The sequence below is a fragment of the Rhodococcus chondri genome, assembly GCF_036327435.1.
Classification (GTDB): domain Bacteria; phylum Actinomycetota; class Actinomycetes; order Mycobacteriales; family Mycobacteriaceae; genus Rhodococcus; species Rhodococcus chondri.
On the sequence record NZ_JAUZMZ010000025.1, the window covers coordinates 1 to 17,391 of the forward strand.

Annotated in this window: 14 protein-coding genes; 4 read left to right on the plus strand and 10 right to left on the minus strand. The window is 67.1% G+C overall.

All coding sequences use genetic code 11. The features are described 5' to 3' along the window. The 10 genes from Q8814_RS06695 to Q8814_RS06740 all read right to left on the minus strand — a co-directional run. A partial coding sequence (locus Q8814_RS06695; protein WP_330151240.1) for an ethanolamine ammonia-lyase light chain EutC occupies positions 1-296 on the minus strand: 296 nt, incomplete at its 3' end. A gap of 28 nt (positions 297-324) precedes the next feature. Continuing rightward, positions 325-1,740 carry an ethanolamine ammonia-lyase subunit EutB gene (locus Q8814_RS06700; protein WP_330151241.1) on the minus strand — a complete coding sequence of 472 codons (1,416 nt, stop codon included), beginning with the start codon at positions 1,738-1,740 and terminating at the stop codon, positions 325-327. Continuing rightward, the gene (locus Q8814_RS06705; protein ID WP_330151242.1) at positions 1,737-2,276 is read right to left on the minus strand and encodes a DUF779 domain-containing protein; all 540 of its coding nucleotides are present in this window, start codon (positions 2,274-2,276) and stop codon (positions 1,737-1,739) included. The genes Q8814_RS06700 and Q8814_RS06705 overlap by 4 nt, the downstream gene beginning before the upstream one ends. A gap of 94 nt (positions 2,277-2,370) precedes the next feature. Beyond that, entirely contained in the window at positions 2,371-3,894 is a 1,524-nt protein-coding gene (adh, locus tag Q8814_RS06710) for an aldehyde dehydrogenase (protein ID WP_330151243.1), read from the minus strand. 103 nt (positions 3,895-3,997) lie between these two features. After that, the gene (locus tag Q8814_RS06715) at positions 3,998-5,287 is read right to left on the minus strand and encodes a transcriptional regulator (protein WP_330151244.1); all 1,290 of its coding nucleotides are present in this window, start codon (positions 5,285-5,287) and stop codon (positions 3,998-4,000) included. A 120-nt stretch (positions 5,288-5,407) separates the two neighbouring features. Next, complete coding sequence (mftG, locus tag Q8814_RS06720; protein WP_330151245.1) at positions 5,408-6,880, minus strand: mycofactocin dehydrogenase MftG; 1,473 nt, start codon at positions 6,878-6,880, stop codon at positions 5,408-5,410. Beyond that, positions 6,880-8,298 carry a mycofactocin biosynthesis glycosyltransferase MftF gene (gene mftF, locus Q8814_RS06725; protein ID WP_330151246.1) on the minus strand — a complete coding sequence of 473 codons (1,419 nt, stop codon included), beginning with the start codon at positions 8,296-8,298 and terminating at the stop codon, positions 6,880-6,882. The genes mftG and mftF overlap by 1 nt, the downstream gene beginning before the upstream one ends. Next, positions 8,295-8,981: a mycofactocin biosynthesis peptidyl-dipeptidase MftE gene (gene mftE / locus Q8814_RS06730; RefSeq protein ID WP_330151247.1), complete on the minus strand. Its 687-nt coding sequence runs from the start codon at positions 8,979-8,981 to the stop codon at positions 8,295-8,297. The genes mftF and mftE overlap by 4 nt, the downstream gene beginning before the upstream one ends. 63 nt (positions 8,982-9,044) lie before the next feature. Continuing rightward, on the minus strand, positions 9,045-11,081 hold the full coding sequence (locus Q8814_RS06735; RefSeq protein ID WP_456239106.1) for a CocE/NonD family hydrolase: 2,037 nt from the start codon (positions 11,079-11,081) through the stop codon (positions 9,045-9,047). A 68-nt stretch (positions 11,082-11,149) separates the two neighbouring features. Continuing rightward, on the minus strand, positions 11,150-12,439 hold the full coding sequence (locus tag Q8814_RS06740) for an ATP-grasp domain-containing protein (RefSeq protein WP_330151249.1): 1,290 nt from the start codon (positions 12,437-12,439) through the stop codon (positions 11,150-11,152). 88 nt (positions 12,440-12,527) lie between these two features. Here Q8814_RS06740 and Q8814_RS06745 point away from each other — a divergent pair, with 88 nt between their 5' ends. The 4 genes from Q8814_RS06745 (at position 12,528) to Q8814_RS06760 (ending at position 17,390) form a co-directional block, all read left to right on the plus strand. Continuing rightward, positions 12,528-13,511: a GNAT family N-acetyltransferase gene (locus tag Q8814_RS06745; RefSeq protein ID WP_330151250.1), complete on the plus strand. Its 984-nt coding sequence runs from the start codon at positions 12,528-12,530 to the stop codon at positions 13,509-13,511. A gap of 400 nt (positions 13,512-13,911) precedes the next feature. Then, entirely contained in the window at positions 13,912-14,718 is an 807-nt protein-coding gene (locus tag Q8814_RS06750) for a TauD/TfdA dioxygenase family protein (protein WP_330151251.1), read from the plus strand. A gap of 57 nt (positions 14,719-14,775) precedes the next feature. Beyond that, positions 14,776-15,741 (plus strand): TauD/TfdA dioxygenase family protein, encoded by a 966-nt coding sequence (locus Q8814_RS06755; RefSeq protein WP_330151252.1) that lies wholly within the window; start codon positions 14,776-14,778, stop codon positions 15,739-15,741. A 110-nt stretch (positions 15,742-15,851) separates the two neighbouring features. Continuing rightward, a complete protein-coding gene (locus tag Q8814_RS06760) occupies positions 15,852-17,390 on the plus strand; it encodes an ABC transporter substrate-binding protein (protein ID WP_330151253.1) in 1,539 nt (512 codons plus the stop codon). The last annotated feature ends 1 nt before the right edge of the window (position 17,391 follow it).

Below are 17,391 nucleotides of genomic sequence, written 5' to 3' on the forward strand. Positions count from 1 at the left end.
ACCGGCGACAGATCCTCGGCGATCCGGCCGAGATCCGGTCGGCGCAGATACTCGCTGCGGTCGCCCACCCTGCTGCGCACCACAGCAGGGTCGCCGAGACCGAGTTGTCGCAGCTCGGCGACGAGGAGGTCGACATCGAGCGGTTGACGGACCGCATCGCGGGCGGCGGCGTGAGCGGCGCGGAACTCGAGCATCCTGCCGGTGGGGAGACCGTTTCCGGCCCGGCCGAGCCCGATGCGTGCCTGTGTGAGCAGGCGCAGCCTTCCCCAGAAGTCCTCCGGCTCCGTCACTTCCATGCCGCTACCTTCCTGCCACGGCCGGCCCTCACGCAACGCGGCCGGTGAGCGCACGCAACGGGGAGACCGCGGCGTCGACGGGCAGGATACGGCCGGCATCGTCGGCCATACCCAGACTCTGCAGCCACCGCTCGAACTCGGGGGCCGCGCGCAGGCCCAGCGCGCGTCGCACGTACAGGGCGTCGTGAAACGACAAGCTCTGGTACCCGAGCATCACGTCGTCCGCACCCGGGACGGTGATCACGAACGACACCCCGGCCACCCCGAGAAGGGTGAGCAGTACGTCCATGTCGTCCTGGTCGGCCTCCGCGTGATTGGTGTAGCAGACGTCGACGCCCATCGGCAGTCCGAGGAGTTTTCCGCAGAAGTGGTCTTCGAGACCGGCCCGGATGATCTGCTTGCCGTCGTAGAGATACTCGGGACCGATGAAACCGACGACCGTATTGACGAGCAGCGGTTCGAATTCGCGGGCGACGGCGTATGCGCGGGCCTCGAGGGTCTGCTGGTCGACGGCTTTGCCGCCGGTGCCGAGGTGTGCTCCGGCCGACAGCGCCGAGCCCTGGCCGGTTTCGAAGTACATGACGTTGTCGCCGGCAGTTCCGCGTCCGAGCGACCTGCCCGCCTCGTTCGCCTCGCGTAGCAGGCCGAGGTTCACACCGAAACCGGCATTGGCGCGCTCGGTGCCGGCGATCGACTGGAAAACGAGGTCGACGGGAGCACCGGTCTCCATCAACCCCATCGTGGTGGTGACGTGGGAGAGCACGCACGACTGCGCGGGAATGTCGAAGCGCAGACGGATCTCGTCGAGCAGCTCGAGCAGGTCGGCGGTGGCGCGTGGCGAGTCGGATGCCGGGTTGATACCGATCACCGCATCGCCGCAGCCCATGAGCAGCCCGTCGAGGATTGCGGCGGCGATACCGCGCGGGTCGTCGGTGGGGTGATTGGGCTGGAGCCGGGTGCCGAGACGCTCGGGCAGCCCGATCGTCGTCCGGAACGCAGATGTGACCGTGATGGTCCGCGCCACGGCCGTCAGGTCCTGGTTGCTCATGAGTTTGGCGACCGCCGCGACCATTTCCGGTGTGAGTCCGGCGGCAACGGCAGCGAAGGTTTGCGCGGCGTCCGGGCGGGCCGCGGTGCCCAGCAACCAATCCCGCAGCCCACCGACGGTCAGGTGTGCCACGGTGCGGTAGGCGTCGCGGTCGTGACCGTCCAGGATCAGGCGGGTCACCTCGTCGGTTTCGTACGGCACCACCGGCTCGGTGAGGAACGTGTCGAGGCCGACATCGGCCAGTGCCCACTGGGCGGCGGTCCGCTCGGCGTCGGATTCGGCGGCGCACCCGGCGAGTTCGTCGCCGGACCTGCGTGGCGTGGCTTTGGCGAGGAGGTCGACGAGGCCGTCGAACGAATACGTGGCGCCTGCGAGCTGCTGGACGTATGCGGTCATCGGAGGTCTTCCGCCGCCCGTCCCGGGACGGGGCACGCGTCGGCCGCCTCCGCGACCACCTGTGGTTCCGCTGCCGGTTCCGGCCGGTCGCCGCGCTCCCAATGCATGCCCAGGAGCGGTTCGGTGGCGTCGAGGTCGTGGTTCTCGGCAGGTGTGAAAGCGCGTCCGCGAGTGAGGAACCGCAGCCCCTCGGGAGATTCGAGGCTGAACCCGGAGCCGCGCCCGGGCACCACGTCGAGCACAAGCCGGGTGTGTTTCCACACGTCGAACTGAGGACCGGAGATCCACACCGGCACTGCCTCCTGTCCCGACGGGGCGTTTTTGGGGATCTCGCCCGCGGAGAGCCGCAGGTCGAGGACACCGAGCAGGACGTCGCGGTCACCGACGATGAAGTCGCCGTCCGGATAGCACATCGGCGCGGAGCCGTCGCAGCAGCCTCCGGACTGATGCATCATCAGCGGACCGTGCCGCCCGGCAAGCGTCCGGAGCAGGTCGACGGCGCCTTCGGTGGCGACGATGCGGAGGGGAACTGTCATATCGCGCGGGCCTCCTCGTCGGCGGCGCGAGAAACACGCCGAATGCGCGGCGCCTGCCACATCGTCGCAGGATGCGGCAGGCGCCGAGGTCGGATCAGAAGAATCCCTGAGCCTTCGGAGCGTAGGACACCAGCAGGTTCTTGGTCTGCTGGTAGTGGTCGAGCATCATGTGGTGGTTCTCGCGGCCGATGCCGGACTGCTTGTAGCCGCCGAACGCGGCATGTGCCGGGTACTGGTGGTAAGTGTTCGTCCACACCCGTCCGGCCTGGATCGCGCGGCCGGCGCGGTAGGCGACCCCGCCGTCGCGGGACCACACGCCCGCCCCGAGACCGTAGAGGGTGTCGTTGGCGATGGAGATCGCGTCGTCGAAGTCGCGGAACGAGGTGACCGACACGACCGGCCCGAAAATTTCTTCCTGGAAGATGCGCATCTTGTTGTCGCCCTGGAAGATCGTCGGCTGGACGTAGTACCCGCCGGACAGATCGCCGCCGAGATCGGCGCGCTCACCGCCGGTGATGACCCGGGCGCCTTCGTTCTTGCCGATCTCGATGTACGACAGGATCTTCTCGAGCTGGTCGTTGGATGCCTGCGCGCCGATCATCGTTTCGGTGTCGAGCGGGTCGCCTTGACGCACCGCCTTGGTGCGCACCGCCGCCAGCGACAGGAAGTCGTCGAAGATGTCCTGCTGGATCAGGGAACGGGACGGGCACGTGCACACCTCACCCTGGTTGAGGGCGAACATCGTGAAGCCCTCGAGCGCCTTGTCCCGGTAGTCGTCGTTCGCCGACAGGACGTCGGAGAAGAAGATGTTAGGGCTCTTGCCACCGAGTTCGAGGGTGACGGGGATCAGGTTCTGCGACGCGTACTGCATGATCAGCCGGCCCGTCGTGGTCTCGCCGGTGAACGCGATCTTGCGGATTCGCGGGCTCGACGCGAGCGGCTTACCGGCCTCCACACCGAAGCCGTTGACGATGTTGAGCACGCCGTCCGGCAGCAGATCGCCGATGACCGAGATCAGGTACAGGATCGAGGCGGGGGTCTGCTCTGCCGGCTTGAGGACTACGGCGTTACCCGCTGCGAGCGCCGGCGCGAGCTTCCACACGGCCATGAGGATGGGGAAGTTCCAGGGGGTGATCTGCCCGACCACGCCGAGCGGCTCGTGGAAGTGGTAGGCCACCGTGTCGGAGTCGATCTCCGAGATCGAACCTTCCTGGGCGCGAATGGCTCCCGCGAAGTAGCGGAAGTGGTCGATCGCGAGCGGAATGTCGGCGTTGAGGGTCTCGCGGATCGGCTTGCCGTTGTCCCACGACTCGGCGAGGGCGATCGACTCGAGGTTCTCCTCGATGCGGTCGGCGATCTTGTTGAGGATCACCGCGCGCTCGGCCACAGATGTCTTGCCCCAGGCCGGGGCGGCTGCGTGCGCGGCGTCGAGTGCGAGTTCGATATCTTCCTCGGTGGAACGAGCGACCTCGGTGAAGGGTTGCCCCGTGACCGGGGTGACGTTCTCGAAGTAGCCACCCTTGACCGGCGGCACCCATCGGCCACCGATCCAGTTGTCGTACCGGGATTGGAAGGACATCAGAGCGTCGGGCGAACCGGGGCGGGCGTACACGGTCATCGGTGTGTCTCCTACAACTTCGTCAGGCCGCACGTCGTGCGGTGAGCCGGTCACCACCCCTCGCGGGGTGTGACTCGAGACACTACGAGCGGGGACGTTGCAACTACGTTGCGAGCTGCCGGTCCAGTAGTTCGATCTTGGTTCGGACCTGCGCGAACAGTGCGGATTCCGGGTCCAGGGCGGACAGGTACGCCGTCCAGGCCGCGAGGTCGTCGCGGCCGTGCACCGAGGCAGTCCAGCGGGCCAGCTGCGAGGGGTCGCCGTCGCGTAGCAGCGCCGCCTGCACCCGCGCGCGCAACTCGTCGCGGATCTCGGCCACTCCCGGCGACAGAGATCCCGGAAGAACCGGGCCCGTGTACAGCCGTACGGCAGCGGCGGTGTCCGCGCGGGCGAGGGCCGCCCGCACGTCGTCGACGTCGCTGGCTACCGGGGCCAACAGCCGGTACGGGCGTGAGCCGATCACATCGGCACCGAGAACCCTTCGCAGGCGCGACATCTCGGCACGGATCGTGACGGAGTCGAGATCGTGTTCGTCGAGCAGTACCGCAAGGTGATCGGAGCTCAGGCCCTCGGGGCGCTCGGTGAGCAGCAGAAGAATCTCGGCGTGACGCTGAGACAGGGGTATCCGTTCGCCACCGCGGTGCAGAGCCGGCCTTCCGGCGCCGAAAGTTTCCAGACGCAGCACCGACGTGAGCGGTCGCGGCGCGTTCAGCAGGTGCAGCCGCAGTTCGGACTCGGCAGCGGCCACGGTCGCGCGGACGAGTTGCAGCACCTCCGGCGCCGCGACACGAGGACCACCGGTGATGTCGAGGGCGCCGAGGAGCCGCCCGGTGACAGGGTCGTGCACGGGCGCCGCTGAACAGCTCCAGTCGTGCACCGTGCGGTTGTAGTGTTCGGCCGCGAAAATCTGCACCGAGTGATCGAGCGCCAGCGCCGTACCGGGCGCGTTGGTACCGACATGGTCCTCGCTCCAGTCGGCTCCTTCGACGAAGCTCATCGCCAGCGCTCGATCGCGGGCGGTGCGATCGCCCTCGACCCACAGCAGGCGACCCCGCTCGTCGCTGATCGCGATGAGCAGGCCGTTGTCGGCGGCGTCCTCGACGAGGAGTTTGCGCACAACCGGGCGAATCAGCGCCATCGGATGACCCCCGCGGTACTGCTCGAGATCGGCGCCGGTGAGCAGGGCCGGCTGGTCGACGGAGTCGGGATCGATTCCGCGCCGGGCGCTGCGCAGCCACGATTCGCGAACCACCGAGCGTACCGTCGCCGTCTCGTCGTGTGAATCGAGGAAGGACCGGTGCGCCGACGATACCCGCAGCGCATGCAGTGCGGGGTCCTCCCCCGGACGCAGCGCTACCCAGGGGTTCTGCGGCACGGCCCCTCGTTCACTCACCTACTGCTCACCCACCTCTGGCTCACCCGTCGACCGGCCCCCCACCCGCATACTGTAGCCCGGGTCACACTCGCGCCGGATCCCGGAATGTCCGCGTAGGCGGCATGACGGCAGGCGGCGTCACGCCGCAGGCGCACCGCCCGCGATGCGGTGGGCGAGCATCACCGCGGTCGCGTGCGGTCCGCGACTGGGCACCTCGGGGAACACCGACGTGTCGACGACGCTGAGCCCTTCGACACCCCGGACGCGGCACAGCTCATCGACGACCGCATCGTCGCCCGGGCCCATCCGGCAGGTACCCGACAGGTGCAACGACGTTCCGAGATGGCGGGCCAGCCACGCGTCGCTCGGGTCGCGGGTCTCCGGATCGAGACTGTGCCGGTCGACGACGTGGGACATCCCGGTGAGCAGGCCGGCCGCGTCGCGGACACCGCGCCGGAGCACGTCGCAGTCGCCGATGTCGATGAGGTAGCGGTAGTCGAGGATCGGCGGCGCCGCCGGGTCGGTGGGGTCGAGGCGGATGTCACCGCGGCTGTGCGGACGGATCGCCACGACACCCAGCACCGGGTCGGCAACGCCGCTGCCCGGTATCGCAGCGCCGAACGGCACTGTGTACGGACGGTATTCGATCTCCCCGGTATGCAGGACGGTCTGCAGGAGCGGCGCTCGTCGCGGCACGTCCCGGCGGTAGCGGTACCGGATCGCGACCTCCGGATGATCCGTGAACCCACGGCCTACCCCGGGCGCCTCGTGCTCGACGGCGATACCCGACCGGCGCAGCTCGTCCGCGGGACCGATTCCGGAGAGCATCAGTAGCTGCGGCGAGCACACCGCACCGGCGCAAAGCACCACCCGTCCCGCCGTGATCGTCCGGATATCGGTGCCGTCGTGGACCTCGACGCCGACCGCGCGCCCACTCGACAGCGCCACCGCGCGCACCCGCACCCCGGTGCGGACGGTCAGGTTGGGCCGGTGCAGCACGGGAAGCAGACAGGCGAGCGCCGGACCGTACCGCACGCCGTCGCGCACATTCATCGGCACACGCCCGACACCGTCGGAACCGGGGGCGTTGAGATCGTCGACGACCGCATGCCCCGCCGCGACCGCGGCCTCGTGGAACGCCCGCGCGACAGGGTGCAGACTGTCCCACGGTGTGCGCGACACCGGGATCGGCCCGGCGCGGCCGTGCCACTCGTCGGCGAAATCGAGGTCGGTTTCGACGGCCCGGAAGTGCGGCAGCACCCGCTCGAACGACCACGACGACGGCCAGCGCGCGAAGTCGTCCGGTCGGGCGCGTACGAAGTAGGCACCGTTGACGGCGCCGGAACCCCCGAGCACGCGTCCGCGCGCGATGGTCGTGGCGACGCCGGCGGTCAACGAGGCCGGATACTGCTGAACCCAGTCGCTGCCGGGCCCGACCGGAAGAACCGCCGCATCGCGCAGGGCCGACGGTGTGGCCGGTATCGAGCGATAGCCCGGCCCCGACTCGAGCAGCAGCACCGTGCGATCCGGATCGTCGCTGTGCCGTGCGGCGTCCACGCTTCCACAGCTGCCGCCGCCGACCACCACGACGTCGGCGTGCACCGGCAACATCAGGTCCGGATATCGGGTACGAGGGCCGCGGCGTCGCGCGCGTCGAACGCGCCCTTCCACAGTCCCGCGCCGTAGGCGAGATCGTCGAGCCGCTTGTAGAGAACGAACCGCACCGGGTCGAGTCCGCCGTCTTCGCGATGACCGTACCAGTCCCAAATCCCTTCGGCGACCGCGAAAGCCACCGCCGCGCGACGCACCTTCGAGGAGAACAGTGATGCGACGAGCGTGAGCGGCCAGTAGTGTCGGCACACGGCCGAGGCCAGCTGCCACAGTCCCCCGGCGAAACTCTGTGCCGTCAGCACCATGGCGATCCGGGTCGGATGGTCGAGTTCGGTGAACATCCGCCGCAAACGCACCAGGGTCACCACCTGGGACACCAAGGCTCCCAGCACGCCGAGACGAGTGCAACCCGCCACGGCCAGGCACGCGATCAGTGTCCAGATCGACATCGCCATCGGCGGCACCGACGCGGGGTGCCGCGCAGCGAGCGGTGCCGCTCCCGTTCCGTAGAATGCCTTGCGCACCAGCCAATTCCGGAAACGAACACGGTGATCGTGGGCCACCCGGGCGATCGGCTCGTACCGCAACCGCCAGCCCCCGTGCTGCAACCGCCAGCACAGGTCGACGTCCTCGGCGACCTGCATGCTCTCGTCGAAGCCCCCGCACTCGGCGAGCGCGTCGCGGCGCACGATCATCGCCGCGCTCGGCACGTACGAAACGGGACCACCCGCGACAACGGGTGCCTCCCGACGCCCGAGGTCGAGCGAGGAACGACTGTGCTCGTAGCGTGCCAGCGCGCCGTTGTCCGGGTCGAGGGCCACGATCCGGGGAGCGACGAGAGCGACCGCCGGGTCGCTGAAATGCCCCAACATCGCCTCGAGCCAGCCTGTGCGCGGCACCACGTCGGAATCGAGGAACGCCACGAACTGTGTTGTCGCTTCCCGCAATCCGGTGTTCCGGGCGGCAGCGGGTCCGCGCGAATCCTCGTGGCGGAGCACCCGCACCCGGCCCCGGGCCGGTGGCACCACCGGCACGTCGGAGCCGTCGTCGACCACGATGACCTCGAGTCCTTCCGTCGTCTGCAGCAGCCGGCGAAGACCCGCCGGGTTGTCCTTGACCGGGATGACGACGGTGACATCGGCACTCGACGGGAGCGCGGTCGGTCGCGGATTGCCGACACCCGAATCGAGCAACCGCCGCGCCACCGCCGCGGTCCGGGAGTCGACGACCCGGAGGTAGCCGTCCTCGATCATGGCCGCGGCCGCGGGTGCGAGTTTGAGCATGCGGGTGGGAGAGCCCCCGATCAGGACTCGGCCGGCCGCGAACTTCCGGACGCGGGGGTCGATGCGGACCCCGAAACCGTCGGGAAGGCGAGCCACTCGGGTCTGCGCCACCCGCGGTGATGTCGCCTGACTCACCGAAGTCTCCCCTCCGCCCCCGGCTGCCACCGGACGACCTGCGCGGCTGCCCGCTCCACCAGACCTGCGAACAAGCCGGCCCCCTGGTCCGCGGTCGCGGCGGTCGGGTCGCCGAGCACCCCGTTCGCAGACACGGAAACGATACCGGTTTCACGCAACCGCGGCATCAGGGTGGCAATGGGTTCCGTGGCTCCGGCGGCGGCCCGCGCCATGTCCACCGAGTGCGGGGCCAGATGCAGCATCAGGCTGGTCTCGGTGATACCGGCGTGCGCGTCGGCACCAGGGATCGCGCACGGCAGCCACGCCGCGTCCCGCCCCTCGTATCGCAACAATTCCACCGCCCGGGCCAGCGGGTACGCGTTCCCGCCGTGCCCGTTGACGAACAGCACCCGCTGCGCCCACCGGCACACCGAACGCCCGTATTCGACGACGAGCGATGTCAGCACCTCTGCACCGATGGAGACCGTGCCGGCGAACGCTTCGTGCTCGCCGCTGGCACCGTAGGCCAGCGCCGGCGCGGTCACCACACCGGGAAGCGCTGCGGCGACCGCGACGGCGATCCGGGTATCGGTGTCGAGGGGCAGGTGGGGACCGTGCTGTTCGAGCGCCCCTACCGGCACGGCCACCGTCACCCGTCCGGGTTCGATGTCGGGCCAACAGGCGTCGGCAAGCTCCCGTCTCATCGCTCCGATGCTAGGGGGTGCCGCCCACGGCAACACAACCGCGTGGCGGCACACGAGACGGCGTCAGACGAGACGGCGAGGTATCCCCCGGTTCCAGTTCTCCGAGTAGACGCGCCGTTTGCCGTGGACGTCGTGGATTTCGTACGCATCGAGCTGCGCGGTGACCACGAACTCCTCGGGAGTCGAGGTCAGCACGGTGCGCGTTTCGACTTCCGTCTGCCAGTCATCTCGGCCGAGATACCGGACGGTCTGGGTTTCGCCGCGGGCCGAATCGGCGTCGTTGCCGCGGAAACTGAACCATTCGGTCGTGGCCCGCCGCATGGCGGTGCCGGTGTCGTCGATGACGAACTCACCCTGGTCGTCCTTGATCTCCAGCGTGGTGACCGCGGTCTCGAGATCACGTGTCGTGCGCCAGTGATGTTCGCCCGTGTCGAGCTGGGTGACGGACGGAGGTTGCGCACCCTCGGGTTCACCGAACTCGAGCAGAGCGGCATCCTCCGTGTCGCGCCGCGGACGGACCGGCAACGTCAGGCAACTTTCACCGGTCGTGACCGTGAGGGTCGCCGCTTCGGGGGCGGGCCACACCAGCGGGAAGTACGAGGTCGACAGCGACAGGCGGATGCGATGGCCCGCCGGGAACTCCTGCGCCATCCCGTTGAGCTTGACCCTGACCCGGTATTTGCGTCCGGGTTCGAGCGGTTGCGGATCGGAGCTGCCGTCGCGGTGGGTGAGGTTCAGCAACCCGTAGGTGACGCGCGTTGCCTGCCCGTCGGGAGCGACATCACTGAGCCGGGCCGCGATCGTGGCGACCGGTTTGTCCGCGGACACCTCGATGTCGAGGTCCGGCAGGCCGACCACCTCGAGAGGTTCCGCGAGTGTCTCGGTTTCGAAGACGAGGGCGCCACCGTCCTCCTCCCGCTGATCCGACGGCAGGTCGGGTGTCGCGGCGTACGAAGCCCACTTCCCCGCAGACATTCCCAGGCTGAGCGGGGAACATACCGCCAGCTCACGTCGCTCTATCGCGGCCGGATCGGTCTCGTGATCGAGACCGTAGCGGGTCAACGTGTATTCGCGGTTCTCGATGTGGGGCGACGGCCAGGACGGCTCACCGATCCACCTGCCCGGACGCTCCGGATACCGCGGATTCGGCGGGACACTGTCCTGCCGCCACATGCGCACCATCGGTTCATCCATGATGCCGTTGTCGATGCCCTTGAGCCAGTGGTCCCACCACCGCACGACTTCCTGCAGGAAACCGATTGCCGGACCCGGCACTCCCAGGTGCGGATATTTGTGACCCCACGGACCGATGAGGCCCTTGCGTGGCACGTCGAGGTGCTCCATGAGCCGGAAGATCGCGTTGGTGTAGCCATCCGCCCACCCGCCCACCGCGAACACCGGGCATGCCACATCGGCGTAGTTCTCGTTGATGGACGCGCGTTTCCAGTAGTCGTCCCGGTGCTGGTGCTCGAGCCACTTCTCGACCCACAGCCCGCTTCCCCGCAGCCGCTCGAGCCACATGTCGCGCCAGCGGTCGCCGACGATCTCCGGATCCGGGGCCATGCTGTTGAACGCGAACATCACGGTGGCCTCCGACAGGTTGTCGGAGAGCAGGCAGCCGCCCATGTAGTGCATGTTGTCGACGTACAGGTCGTCGGTGGCGGACGCGCTGATGATCGCCTTCAGCGCGGGCGGCCGCTTCGCCGCCACGTGCAGGCTGTTGAACCCGCCCCACGAGATCCCCATCATGCCGACGTTGCCGTCGCACCACGGTTGCCTGCTGAGCCAGTCGATCACGGTGCACGCGTCGTCCTGTTCGGCCGGCAGGTATTCGTCCTCGAGCACCCCGTCGGAGTTGCCGCTCCCGCGCAGATCCACGCGGATACAGGCGTACCCGTGGCCCGCGATATACGGGTGGTCGAGTTCGTCGCGCGCGCGGGTGGCGTCGCGGTGTCGATACGGAATGTACTCCAGAACAGCGGGAACCGGATTGTTCTCGGCACCCTCGGGTAGCCAGATGCGAGCAGACAACCGGCAGCCGTCGGGCATCGTGATGAAGGTGTTCTCGATGACGCGGACATCGTGTGGGAAGGATGTCACCGTGTGCACGCTGATCCTCCTGTCGAGGTCGTCGAAGTCGGGGGCTCTGTTGCAGGTGGACCAGAGCCCTACTTCGCGACAGGCTCGATGTCGAACGGCAGCAGTTCGGAAGCGCGATCGAAGAACTTCTCGAGCCCACCGATATCGGAAGCCCCGATGTACAGGGTGGCGAGGATTGCCCGGTACCCGTCCTGGTTGGGCAGTTCGGACAGTCGGTCTCCCACCTTCACCTTGATGTCGACAACGGTGTCCGGGATCTCGTCACGGACCCGGACGATGTCCTCGTCGCCGGGAACGCTGCGCACGATGCCGTCGTCGTAATAGCCCATATGGCACTGGGCTGCGACCTCGTACCTGCCCTTGCCGTGCTCGATACGCGGTTTCCTGCCCAGTGCGATGTCGATCGCGACCTCATGGTTGGAGGTTCCGTCGACCTTCACGAACAGGTCGCTGTGGGACTGCGAAATTCGGGTGTTGACCTCGATGAGCGAGAGGGTGTCCGTCTTCTCGTCCCACATGAATTCGGAGTTGAAACAACCGTTGTCGAACCCGATGTGGCGCAGGTAGCGCTCGGTCACATCGATCATGCGTTGCTGCACGTCCGCGGGAACCGAGCGCGCCGGGTAGTCGAGCCGGTCGAAGCTGTGGCCCGCGTCGTCCTTCCGCATGTCGAAGATCCCATGGATCCGGTACTCGCCGTTGAACATCGTCCCTTCGGGGGCTACCTGGATACCGGTGATGATGTCTTCGGCGAGACACATGTTGCCGCCGACATCCTGCAGCTCATCCGGCAACTCCACCATCGACAGCACTTCGTCGAAGGCGTCTCCGACGCGGCCGATGCCGGCCCGGATCTCTTCGAGCGCGGCAGCGAACTGCTCTGCGTTCCGTATCTCGAAACCGAGCTGCGACGAATGCGCCTTGACCGGTTTGACCCAGAAGGGAAACTTCAGGTCGATCGAGTCGAGGGCGTTGTCGTCGAAGGGGTCGAACACCGCGAAACCGGGGACACACTCCGAAACACACTCGCGCTGTTCGAGACGGCTCCACGCCTTGTGCTCACACTGGAGAATGCTGCGGAGTGAGGGGGCAGGCAGGCCGCGCTCGGCCGCGAGGATGGGGGTGAGCACGCTCGTCGGGAAGTCCCAGTGGGCAACGATTCCGTCCACGCTGCCGTCGAAGTCGTCGAGTTGCTGTCGCGCCCTGTCGAGCAGGTCTCGGAAGACGAAAGTTTCGGGCTCTACCAGCGAGTGGTAGTCGAGCAGGCTGTGAAACCGGAGCTCGTCGGCATCCGATACGGTGCCCAGCTCGTCGCGCTGCTGATCGGTCAGTCCCAGAATGAAAATGTTCTTGGCCATTGTTACGGGGTGCCCGTTGACTGCCGAGACAAACATCGTCGGTGACGCGGCCGTACACCGGTTACGTCGGTATAAGTACTCTCATCTGGTGCATATCGAACCGCGCCCTCTGGAAGATCCCGACGTGCAGGCGCTCATCGACGAGGTTCAGCTCGAGTACGTTCAGCGTTACGGTGGACCCGATCACACCGCACTTCATCCCGAAGAGTTCACGCCACCGCGCGGTCTGTTTCTGCTCGCCCACTCCGGAACCACGCCGCTCGGGATCGGTGGGTGGCGCGCCCGCGACTCCGACCACGAGGGTCTGCGTGACGGAGATGCCGAGATCAAGCGGATGTACGTGCGTGGCGGGTCTCGTCGCCGGGGAATCGCACGTCGCGTACTCGATGCACTCGAACGGACCGCTGCCGACGCCGGTCGCCGCCGCATGGTCCTCGAAACCGGCACCGAACAACCCGAAGCCATTGCGATGTACGCCGCTGCCGGGTACGACACGCTGCCCGAGCGGTTCGGCCTGTGGGGCGACTCGGAGTCGTCACTGTACTTCTCGAAGGAGCTTCCCCCGATCCGGCTCGCGACAGAGGCCGATCTGCCGACGCTTCAGGACATCGAGCGCGCTGCGGGAGAGCCGTTCGCCGAACTGGACATGGCGCTCGTCGCCGACGACGCACCACCGACCATCGCCGAACTGCTCAGTTACGTCGACGAGGGCCGGAACTGGGTGTCGTTCGACGAGAACGGCACTCCGGTGGCGTATCTGATCGCGGACATCGTCGACGACGCGGTCCACATCGAACAGATTTCGGTGCATCCCCGGCACGGACGCCGGGGGATCGGCCGCGGCCTCATCGACCATCTCGCCGGATGGGCCCGCGACCGCGGGTATTCGGCCTTGACACTTACGACGTACCACGATGTCCCCTGGAACGCTCCCTATTACAAGCGTCTGGGATTTCACATGCTCGACGACGACCAACTCACCCCGGAACTCAGCGACATCCGTGCCGGCGAAGCGGAACGGGGGCTGGATCGCTGGCCGCGGATCGCGATGCGTCTCGAGCTCGAGAACTGAGCGTGGGAGTCCACCGAGTCGAACATGTCCCGAGCATGTTCGTCTCCATGAGCCGGGACAGCAGCCCGGCGTAATATTCGTCGCGGCAGACGCTTTCGGTAAGACGTACGACCACGGCCCACAATCCGTCTCGGACGGTCCGATCACCGAATACATTGTGCTGCCCCGCCGTGTCCCGGATTTCAGCCGGAGTCACGACGGGGTCTACCGCCATTTCAGTGTCCGGCGGTTTCACCGATGCCTTCATAGCGTGACTCGGTACGAGCTTCGGCCGGTTTAGCGCACTTGGATGAGTTTGTAAACCGATTCGCGCAGCCCGATCAGATGCCTATCGGAACTCGATCTGGGCCCATTACTTTCCTCGTGAACGCAGAAACCGACCACATTCGAGGACCTCGCTATGACGACGCTCGTACCATCCACCGTGACCATCAGGCCGCTGGCAGGGTTCATCGGTGCCGAGGTGCACGGACTGCAAGTCGACGCCCTGACCGACGACGACGTCCGGACGATTCGAGAAGCGCTGTACCACTACAGCGTGCTGTTCTTCCCGGAGCAGGGTCTCGATCCCGCGACCCACCGTGCGTTCGCGCAGCAGTTCGGTGAAATCGTCTACCCGCACGAGCATCTGGCAAATCTCGGCGACCAGGGGTACCGCGAGATCAGCGTCATCGGCACCGACAACGGCAGTGCCTACCAGGCCAATCGCTGGCATTGTGACGTCGCGTGGCGGGCGGCGCCCTCTCGGTTCAGCGTTCTGCACATGCAGGTGCTGCCCGAGGTCGGCGGCGATACCATGTGGTCGAACCAGTACGCGGCGCTCGACGCGTTGTCTGCTCCCGTTCGTGAGGCGCTGTACGGACTGACCGCCACGCACCGGATCGCGCCGATGCCCGATGTGCCCGAGGCCGCACATCCGCTGGTGATCCGCCACCCGGACACGGGCCGTGAGGCGCTGTTCGTCAACGACCTGTTCACCGCACGCATCAACGAACTGTCCGACGAGGAAAGCAGTGCGCTGCTGGGTCTGCTCAAGTGGGTCTCGATCCGTCCGGAGTTCACCGTCCGCCGGAAGTGGCAGGTCGGGGACATCGCGATCTGGGACAACCACTTCGTACAGCACAACGCGATCTACGACTACGGCGACGAACCGCGGCGGATCCATCGCATCGAGGTCGCTCCCGAAGCTCCCGTGCCGGCTCGCTGACCGCCTGCCCCACCGAGCCCTCGAACTACACCATTTTCTTCCTGAACAGGAGCACTCATGACCACTGTGGAAACTCGACCGACCACCGCTACCGACATCTACGCCGCGGGCGGCATCGCCGTCACCGAACTGGGCGAGCACATCGGCGCGCTCATCGAGGGCGTGCGCGTCTCCGGGGACATCTCGGCCGAAACCGCGTTCGCCATCCGCTACGCGCTCGCGGCAAACAAAGTCGTCGTCTTCCGAGGCCAGCACCACGTCGACGACGACGTGCAGTATCAGTTCGCGTCCGCGCTCGGCACGCCGACCACGACGCACCCCACGCTGACATCGGAGGACAACCGAACACTGGTCATCGAAGGGGCCGCCAACAGCTGGCACACCGACGTCAGCTTCATCGACCGGATCCCGAAGGCCTCCATCCTGCGCGCCGTCAAGATCCCGCCGTACGGTGGTGCAACCACGTGGGCCTCGACCACCGCGGCCTACGCGCAGCTGCCTGAACCGTTGAAGGTGCTGGTGGACAACCTCTGGGCCGTCCACAGTAACGAGTACGACTACGCGGGCGTGCACGGTGACCGCAAGGGGATCGCGGTCGCAGTGAAGGAACGGATGCAGAGCTTCACACGCATCGCCTTCGAGACGGAGCACCCCGTGGTCCGAGTTCATCCTGAGACCGGCGAAAAGTCGCTTCTGCTGGGACATTTCGTCAAGAACTTCGTGGGGCTCAAGAATTCGGAGTCGTCGGTGCTGTTCCAGCTCCTGCAGGAACGCGTCATCCGGCTGGAGAACACTCTGCGCTGGGCGTGGGCCCCGGGCGACCTCGTCATCTGGGACAACCGCGCCACGCAGCACTACGGCATCGCCGACTTCGGGGAGAACGAGCGCAGTGTGCACCGCGTGACACTGGCCGGTGACGTCCCGGTCTCCGTCGACGGCGAGACCAGTCGCATCCGCGTCGGCGACGCCTCCCACTTCTCGGTCGTCGACTCCCCCGATCGTTTCCCCGGCTTCGATTCCTGATTCTTCTGTACCGCAAGTGGTTCGGCGCTCCCCTCACATGAGCGCCGAACCCGCACACCCGAAAGGACCTTCCTGTGTTCAGCCGCCCCGTCCACCTCAGGCGTCGTTCCGTGCTCGGAGCGATCGTCCTGCCCCTCGCCGGTGCTCTCACCATGGCGGGGTGTAGCTCGGCGGTCGAGCAGGCCGGCGCCGACACCGGCGCAGAGGTCACAGAAGGCGGTGTGCTCCGGATCGGTGACGGCGGCGACCTGACCCCGGCCACGCTCTTCTCGGGTGCGACGGCGCAGGCCACCGTCACCGGACTGGTCTACGACACGTTGATCAGCTACCCGCCCGAGGGTCTGGAACCGCGGCCGGAACTGGCGCGGTCGTGGGACGTCTCCCCCGACGGCCGGTCGGTCCGACTGGTACTGCGCGACGACGTGACCTTCCACGACGGCAAGCCGCTGACCTCAGCGGACGCCGAATTCAGCCTGCGGACCTACGCCGATCCCGTCCGTGCCGGTCAGCTCGCGCGGACCGCGGCGCTCATCACCGAGTACGACACCAGCGACCCGCACGCGCTCACCCTGACCCTGGCCCAGCCGGCCGGCAACATCCTCGACCTGCTCGACATCGTGCCGATCATCGACCGGGCCACCCTCGCGGATCTGGATTCGGGCAAGGGCTACAACGGCACCGGCGCGTTCCGGTTCGCGGAGTGGAAACCCGGGACGTCGATCACCTTCGAGGCCAACGAGGACTATTGGGACGGCGCCCCGCACCTCGACGGCGTCGAGTACGTCATCGTGCCGGATGCCCAGACCCGTGCCGCACAACTACGTTCCGGCCAGCTCGACCTGTTGCTCGGTGTCTCACCCCGCGATGCGGATCAGCTCGCCTCCGACAAGGCGTTCCAGGTAGTGGACCAGAGCGGAGTGCAGCGCACCTGGTACATCGGCGCCAACGTGCAGGCCCCCGGACTCGATGATGTCCGGGTCCGGCAGGCGATCGCTTACGCGGTGGACAACGAGCGCATCGTCGCGGACGTCTACTCCGGTCACGGCACCGCCGCGAGCCTGCCCTGGCCCGAGTATTCGCCTGCCTTCGATGCCGATCTGAACGCCACCTACAACCAGGATCTCGACAGGGCGAAGTCGCTGGTCGCAGAGGCCGGAGACATCCCGGTCATCCCGATCACCTACACCACGGGATCGACCGAATCCGAGGCGATCGCGCAGATCGTGCAGGCCGATCTCGCTGCCGCGGGCATCGACACCACGCTCGAGCCCGTCGACAATGCGACCAACCTCGAGCACCTGATCGGCGGCACCTACGGCGGCCTGTGGATCACTGCGCACACCTACGCGCAGTACACGCCGGTGACCCTGCCGACGAGTGCATACCCGTTCAATGCGAACAAGAACACGTCGAACTTCGTCGATCCGGACTACCAGGCAGCCGTCGAAGCGACCTGGCGAATCGTCGACCCGGCCGGCCTCGAAGCCGAAACCGCGTATCGGACACTGAACACCGAACTGCTCGACAACGCCTTCGTCATCGAGTTGTTCAACCACGAGAACCAGCTTGCCATGTCCGCCGACGTCCACGGGGTGGACTGGTCCAAGAAGGCCGAGCTCGATCTGAGCGACGCCTACCTGGGCGGGTGAG

Coding starts and splice junctions, on each gene's coding strand:
- Q8814_RS06700 (WP_330151241.1), bottom strand. CDS start 1,740: ATGACCGCATACGTCCAGCAGCTCGCAGGCGCCACGTATTCGTTCGAC.
- Q8814_RS06705 (WP_330151242.1), bottom strand. CDS start 2,276: ATGACAGTTCCCCTCCGCATCGTCGCCACCGAAGGCGCCGTCGACCTG.
- adh (WP_330151243.1), bottom strand. CDS start 3,894: ATGACCGTGTACGCCCGCCCCGGTTCGCCCGACGCTCTGATGTCCTTC.
- mftG (WP_330151245.1), bottom strand. CDS start 6,880: ATGTTGCCGGTGCACGCCGACGTCGTGGTGGTCGGCGGCGGCAGCTGT.
- mftE (WP_330151247.1), bottom strand. CDS start 8,981: ATGAGACGGGAGCTTGCCGACGCCTGTTGGCCCGACATCGAACCCGGA.
- Q8814_RS06740 (WP_330151249.1), bottom strand. CDS start 12,439: ATGGCCAAGAACATTTTCATTCTGGGACTGACCGATCAGCAGCGCGAC.
- Q8814_RS06750 (WP_330151251.1), top strand. CDS start 13,912: ATGACGACGCTCGTACCATCCACCGTGACCATCAGGCCGCTGGCAGGG.
- Q8814_RS06755 (WP_330151252.1), top strand. CDS start 14,776: ATGACCACTGTGGAAACTCGACCGACCACCGCTACCGACATCTACGCC.